Source organism: Flectobacillus sp. (assembly GCF_049240685.1).
In the GTDB taxonomy this organism is placed as follows: Bacteria; Bacteroidota; Bacteroidia; order Cytophagales; family Spirosomataceae; genus Flectobacillus.
Genome location: NZ_JBMLSD010000162.1, coordinates 1 through 6,204, shown reverse-complemented (window position 1 = coordinate 6,204; position 6,204 = coordinate 1). Strand labels below are relative to the sequence as shown.

The window sequence follows — 6,204 nt, the reverse complement described above, 5'->3', positions numbered from 1 at the left end:
TAGAACTACAATTTGCTAACAACGAAAATCCATCAGAACAAGAACTAGCAAATGCAAATTGGAGAGCAGAGAGTTATCACACTTTACTTTGGTCTTTGTCTTTTATTGATAATTTGCATTTCCCTGCGGATATCTGTAATATTGGCGAAGACGTTGGAATTTTATTTTCAAAAACTGAACAAGAGTTTAGAAACACAGCAAAACTGAGAACGAAAGAAGAAATTTTAGACCAAGCAGACTTAATTCTGCGTTTAAATTGGGCTTGTGTAAATGCAAGAGTTAAGAATGAAGTAGCCCCAAGCGGACTTAATCCAAGTGTAGTTTACGAAAGACATTATGCTTTGAATTGGTTAATAAATCACCTAAATCAAGAGTGGGACAATACTACAACCAATACATAATGATGGAATAAACAACCACCAACAGCAGCATCGCAAAATGGCGGATTTAGTCCAAATCTCAATGGTAGTTCTTAGATTGGATTTTTGTGCAAATCTGAATATTTGGGCATAGATTTTGCGTTTTTTCAACGACTGCCTGTGGTGGTGATTTTATAGAAAATCTAATAAATAAACATAAATATGGACATAGTAATAAAAATTTTAATCGGAATAGTCGCTTTAGAGCATTTGTACATTTTATATTTTGAAATGTTTGCTTGGGAAACTATTGGTAAAAAAACTTTTAAATCCTTACCAGAACATTTATTTACACCAACCAAAGGTTTAGCGGCTAATCAAGGTTTATACAATGGTTTTTTATCAGCAGGTTTATTCTGGACATTTATGATAACAGACAAAACCTGGTCGGATAACATAGCTATTTTTTTCTTGACTTGTGTAGCAGTTGCTGGTATATATGGAGCATTTAGTGCTAGTAAAAAAATCTTTTTTGTTCAGGCGTTACCTGCAATAGTTACCCTAATAGGTTTGTTACTTTCAAAATAATACAAAAATAAAGGAATACCACCGACATTGATTTGTGCCAAGTGGTGCGGCTTAACTTGAGTGCCAAAATTCCATGCCTAAAAGCCCTATCCGCTTGGCAAATGCAATAAACCAGTACGACAAATCTTGCCTAAAAGTACTTCGCCTAACTTGTATTATTGCAATAAATAGCCACCAACTTCTGCCCTATTAAGGGCAGAAGAGCTAAATTGAACATTTGGAATACTAATAATCTATCGTAATAATTTTGAACTTGGTTGTGTTGAAATCCCCACCTCATTAAGCCTAGCATAAAAGTCATCTCCAACTCGAATAGCATCCAAATCACTAAAATCAGAAGGCAATACAGGGTTTTGGAAAGTGCCATTTCCTTGATCGCCCCATTTTGTACCAAACTGCGCAAAGGTTGGGAAGAATAAGGCTAACATATAACATGTAAGAAAGATAGTTAGAGATTTGAGCATAGATTTTAGATTTTCTTTATTCCTTTTTTTTAAAGGATAAAATCTTAAATATTACTCAAAACAAATTTCATACAATTGAAAATCCATGATTTACTCTGTCATTTTCAAATAGCAGTAGTAGGCGTTTTTACGGTTTAAACTCCAAAGATTTGTCACAACCTTCAAAAAGGACTAAATTTGTCTATTATTTATAATCTCAATTATTCGAGTTAGCTGATTTTGACAATGCACGAAAGTTTAATCACATACCTTAATCAAACGCTTGACAATCCTCTATCATTGGACGAAATTGACATTATTCGAGAAACATTTGTGCTCAAAAAAATCCGAAAACATAAGTTATTTCTTGAAGCGGGTGATGTGTGTAAAGTGTCAGGGTTTGTAGTAAAAGGTTCGTTTAAACAGTATACGATAGATGAAACGGGGAAAGAGAATATTCTCAATCTTTTTATTGAAAATTGGTGGGTTGGTGATCGCGAAAGTTTTATAAACAATACGCCCTCTCCTTATTTTATTGAGGCTTTTGAGGATACCGCAGTCCTTATAATCTCTAAGGAATTACACCTCGAAAAACTTCAAAATCAGAGATTTATCCAAGAACTTAGTCAAAAACTATCCACAAATCAGGCTTTTAAACTTTTAAAAAGAGTACATAGTTCAAAAACTCTTTCGGCAGAGGAAAGACTAAGCGAATTGGAAAAGACCTATCCAGAATTTTTGCATCGATTTCCTCAACATATCATTGCCTCCTATTTGGGAATGACAAAAGAAACTCTTAGTAGAATTAGAAATAATTTTGCAAAAAATAGATAAAAAACGTTGATATATGTCAACGTTTTTTTTTAATCTACCTCATCGTCCTGTCAGTCCCTGAGCAGATAATTTTGTATCAAAATCGTCAAAATTATCATCTTATGGAAAAATCATCATCAAAAGGATTGCATATCACACTTTGGATTGTGCAAGTTTTGCTTGGCGCTATGTTTATTATGGCGGGAGGCATGAAATCTTTTCAACCTATCCCAGAATTAGCCAAAATGCTTCCATGGGCAGCTGCTGTACCTTCGGCCTTAGTTCGTTTTATTGGTCTTAGCGAATTGTTGGGAGGGCTTGGGCTATTACTGCCTTCGTTACTACGTATCAAACCCCAGCTTACCCCTCTCGCAGCCTCGGGACTGGCCTTGGTGCAAGTCTTAGCAGCATTTTTCCATGTAAGTCGTGGCGAAACTTCGGTAATAGGTACCAACTTCGTGTTACTACTTTTGGCTGTATTTATTGCCTGGGGCCGTACCAAAAAAGTGCCAATATATCCTAAAATAGCCTAATCTCTTACAAAAAGGGGAAGTATTGACTTCTCAGTTAAGATTTCCCTTTTTTAGTTATAAAAATATTTGCCAATCCTTATTATTCATCAGATTTGCACTCCAATACCATGAGCCAAACCAATGATATGCCACAAACAGAATTAATCACATTTGGAGCGGTGCACCTCAATGTGACCAATCTACAACAAAGTTTAGAATTTTGGCAAAAAATTGGAGGTTTGCAAATTAGAAACCTAAAAATCAATTCTGCTGAAATTGGCACTCATCAAAAAACGCTTGTGGTCTTGCATCAAGAGGCAAAAATGCCATTTCAAACAGGCTTTAGCGGTTTATATCATTTTGCTATTCACGTGGCAGACGAAAAAGAGTTCGCCAAGATTGTATTCAATCTTTTGTCGGAGAAATATCCTTTTTCTCCAGTAGACCATGTGATGTCCAAATCGGTATATTTGAAAGATCCTGATGGCATCAACATCGAATTTGCCTTAGAAACTCCCGAGAGATTTAAAAAAGTTATCGCCTCCGAAGGCTTGATGATTGAAGATAGTGATGGTAACAAAAGACCAGTTTCTGGACTATTATCTGTCAATCAACTTTTACAAGAATTACCTCCCAACAGCGAAAAACTCGAACTTTCTGAAAATACAAAAATCGGTCATTTTCATTTTTATGCAAAGAATATTGAGCAAACCAATTTATTTTATCAAAATATAGGATTTCGACAGTTCAATCATTTATCAGAATATCTCTATGCCGATTTGGGAGCTGGTGGTTTTTATCAACATCGGATTGCGCTCAATTCTTGGCATGGATTCAACAAACCCTTGGCCCCCGCTCATTCTGCTGGATTAAGGCATTTTGAATTAGTATATCATAACAACTCCTTACTAAATGAAGCTCTCAGTAGCTGTAATTTTTCAAAAGATTCTGAGAATTATCTGGTTGACCCTACTGGCAATAAAATTTCCCTGACTACTTCATAAAATTGACTTTACTTGTTCAAGGCTTCGTCTCAATGGCTTTTTTGTAAAGGTTAGCTCGACTATCAGATTACTGCATCTTAACTTAGGAAATACGGCAATCTTTAAGTAAATTTAGTTGATATCACACCAAATAAATCACAAATGCCCTATGAAGAACCTTCAACTACATCTTGTCTTATCCATCCTTCTAGTTTCGATTGCACAAGGAATCACAGCACAAACCTCCTCATACCAGGCAGATTCTAGTCAAAGGATAAATAAGTGGGTCAAAAGAGCTCAAGAAACAGACCCCGCTGATACAGATTGTCAGACTGCTTCAATTTTTACGAACTTATTTTGGGAAGACCGACGTATATCTCAGTCCGTACCGAATGGAATGAGCAGTATTTATAAGCGAACATTCATGAAAAGTGTGCATCATTTTCAAGGTACTTTTTCATTTTTAATCTCTTTTGACGAAAAAAGTAAAGTAAAGAATATAGCTTTTTCAGAAAATATCCCTTCAGAATTCACTGCGGTAGTACAAAACAATTTCCATCAAACCATTGAAAATATCTCTCAAATAGAGCAGCTTAAAGGGGCATTAAACAACAAAAAAATACTTCTTATGCTTCAACTTTCATGGACGTTCAATAACAATCCCAATAGATCGATTTTTTATGATGATGGAACAAAATCTTTAAAATTTATAGAGGAAGGCGCAATACAAAAAGATATCTTATTTGCTGAATCCAATTTTATGGCTAGACAACTTTAGCAATTATATCAAAACCTCCCGACAAGTTGAAATCAAATCATCGGGAGGTTTTAAATATTTTATCACTTTTTTTATTTACACAGACCATCTATCCAAGTAAATAGCTCATCGAGGTCATAATCGCCACTATGGGGTTTGTCCCAAGGAAATTCCAAATTGGCATCAATACCCTTATTTTGTAATGCCGTTGTCAATATTACAGAGATGGCCAACGAAGTATCTTTGTCTTTAGAACCGTGTCTTACACGCCAGTGTTTAGCATTTGTCGTATTTTCTTGACCAATGTAGTACATGGGATTCATCATTTTTACAAATTTTCCCTCCACACTCGAAGCCTCAGTCTTTGTATTATTCTGACCAAACTCTGTAAAATGCTGTTTATCAACCGTTGCCGAACCGAATAGCATATTTTCGCCAGTAGAAAGGTCCAAGGCATCAAAAGCAGGAGGCGTTTTCATCCGTTCCATGTAGTTGAGATAAGCAGCAAAATCTAGGGATATCACTTTATTTTCAGCAATTTTCAAGAAAGAATAAGCTGTCATATCTTTTCCTGTATCCATGGCTTTCTGTGCCGAAGCGATTACATAACTAATCACTAACTCTTTAAAACTCCCATTTCCATCGGTATCCATCGTCAAAGATTTCCCTTTAGCATCTTTTAGGTTTAAGCTGTTTATATAGGCAGGAAACAGCGTTTTCAATTGTGCTGAAACCTTCATTTGTTCGTCGCTCAATACCGAAGCGGGATCGCTGTTTTTGGCAGGAGCTGGCCAGCCTTTTTTATATGTATTGATACCATTAAACTGCCATTCATAGGCCATATCAGCGTGGTCTAAATTGGTAATTGGGCAATAAGCAGAAACCGCAAAAACATCGTCGGTTCCATTGGCAGCACCCAAGGCTTTTAGGTAAGGCTCATAGTCTGGATTATTTCCTGTTGCGCCAACTAAAGCCGACATAGCACCACCGGCACTTGTACCATTCGAAACGATTTTATTGGCATCACCTGGCATTCGATTATCATTAAATTTTAAGTAGCGTACCGCAGCTTTCAAATCTACAATTCCAGCAGGTGCTTTACCTGTGTATTCGCCATTGCTAGCTTTCAAAGTACGTCCCCTTGCTCCTGCCGAAGCAACTACATAACCTTTGGCTAAGGCAGCCACTACCGTTGAAGGCTTTGCTTGTGTCATGGCTGGCGCAGCTTCAGGTCTTCTGTCGCCCATAGGTGGCATTCCATTCATTGGAGGTCGATTACCTCCCATTCCTCCCATTGGCATTTCTTTGAGGGTGGCAGGTTGTGCAGGCATATATCCTCCTATTTTATTTGGAAAGAAAATGGGAGCCGTTTCGGCTGTATAACCATTTACTTTCTTTCCAGAAAAGTACTCCTCTGGAATATAGATATTCATTTTTTGGTAAGCTGTATCTACAGGGTTCGCTACATATATAATATTTTCATAAGCTCTTACGGTAAAGGTTTTTCCTTCATAAGTAAGTGTTTGAGAAACATATTTTTGTGTTTGAAAACTAAGATCTGGTTTTGATGAAGTGAATGAACAAAGCGCCAAACTTAAAATACTCCAATAATTGATTAGGTGGGTTTTCATTGCTATGAGTTGGTTGAAATATTTAAAATGAATTTAGAATAAGTAGGAAAACGTTATTAGTTAACAGTATATTGGTTATTTTAAGATATTCATAATCAAAAGATTATAGTCAAATTTT

General features: G+C 36.2%; 8 protein-coding genes. 6 read left to right on the top strand and 2 right to left on the bottom strand.

What is annotated here, in order from left to right; genetic code table 11:
* The coding region (locus ACOVQ4_RS07410; RefSeq protein WP_421820016.1) for a DUF4272 domain-containing protein at window positions 1-401 on the top strand (401 nt) is incomplete at its 5' end.
* A 180-nt stretch (window positions 402-581) separates the two neighbouring features.
* The gene (locus tag ACOVQ4_RS07405) at window positions 582-947 is read left to right on the top strand and encodes a DUF1304 domain-containing protein (protein WP_421820015.1); all 366 of its coding nucleotides are present in this window, start codon (window positions 582-584) and stop codon (window positions 945-947) included.
* 233 nt (window positions 948-1,180) lie between these two features.
* Here ACOVQ4_RS07405 and ACOVQ4_RS07400 read toward each other — a convergent pair whose 3' ends face one another.
* A complete protein-coding gene (locus ACOVQ4_RS07400; RefSeq protein WP_421820014.1) occupies window positions 1,181-1,411 on the bottom strand; it encodes a hypothetical protein in 231 nt (76 codons plus the stop codon).
* 225 nt (window positions 1,412-1,636) lie between these two features.
* On the opposite strand from ACOVQ4_RS07400, the gene ACOVQ4_RS07395 reads away from it, so the two are divergent.
* The 4 genes from ACOVQ4_RS07395 (at window position 1,637) to ACOVQ4_RS07380 (ending at window position 4,476) form a co-directional block, all read left to right on the top strand.
* Window positions 1,637-2,224, top strand: coding sequence for a Crp/Fnr family transcriptional regulator (locus ACOVQ4_RS07395; protein WP_421820013.1), 588 nt, complete (start codon window positions 1,637-1,639; stop codon window positions 2,222-2,224).
* Window positions 2,225-2,325: 101 nt separating this feature from the next.
* The gene (locus ACOVQ4_RS07390) at window positions 2,326-2,736 is read left to right on the top strand and encodes a DoxX family protein (RefSeq protein WP_421820012.1); all 411 of its coding nucleotides are present in this window, start codon (window positions 2,326-2,328) and stop codon (window positions 2,734-2,736) included.
* Window positions 2,737-2,843: 107 nt separating this feature from the next.
* Window positions 2,844-3,719: a VOC family protein gene (locus tag ACOVQ4_RS07385; RefSeq protein ID WP_421820011.1), complete on the top strand. Its 876-nt coding sequence runs from the start codon at window positions 2,844-2,846 to the stop codon at window positions 3,717-3,719.
* A 148-nt stretch (window positions 3,720-3,867) separates the two neighbouring features.
* Window positions 3,868-4,476, top strand: a complete 609-nt coding sequence (locus ACOVQ4_RS07380) for a hypothetical protein (RefSeq protein WP_421820010.1) — start codon at window positions 3,868-3,870, stop codon at window positions 4,474-4,476.
* Between the two features lie 71 nt (window positions 4,477-4,547).
* On the opposite strand, the gene ACOVQ4_RS07375 is transcribed toward ACOVQ4_RS07380, so the two are convergent.
* Window positions 4,548-6,086, bottom strand: a complete 1,539-nt coding sequence (locus tag ACOVQ4_RS07375; RefSeq protein ID WP_421820009.1) for a subtype B tannase — start codon at window positions 6,084-6,086, stop codon at window positions 4,548-4,550.
* Between the last annotated feature and the right edge of the window lie 118 nt (window positions 6,087-6,204).

What these genes read in the sequence shown, in the direction of transcription:
- ACOVQ4_RS07395 (WP_421820013.1), top strand. Translation starts at nt 1,637, where the DNA reads ATGCACGAAAGTTTAATCACATACCTTAATCAAACGCTTGACAATCCT.
- ACOVQ4_RS07390 (WP_421820012.1), top strand. Translation starts at nt 2,326, where the DNA reads ATGGAAAAATCATCATCAAAAGGATTGCATATCACACTTTGGATTGTG.
- ACOVQ4_RS07400 (WP_421820014.1), bottom strand. Translation starts at nt 1,411, where the DNA reads ATGCTCAAATCTCTAACTATCTTTCTTACATGTTATATGTTAGCCTTA.
- ACOVQ4_RS07385 (WP_421820011.1), top strand. Translation starts at nt 2,844, where the DNA reads ATGAGCCAAACCAATGATATGCCACAAACAGAATTAATCACATTTGGA.
- ACOVQ4_RS07375 (WP_421820009.1), bottom strand. Translation starts at nt 6,086, where the DNA reads ATGAAAACCCACCTAATCAATTATTGGAGTATTTTAAGTTTGGCGCTT.
- ACOVQ4_RS07380 (WP_421820010.1), top strand. Translation starts at nt 3,868, where the DNA reads ATGAAGAACCTTCAACTACATCTTGTCTTATCCATCCTTCTAGTTTCG.
- ACOVQ4_RS07405 (WP_421820015.1), top strand. Translation starts at nt 582, where the DNA reads ATGGACATAGTAATAAAAATTTTAATCGGAATAGTCGCTTTAGAGCAT.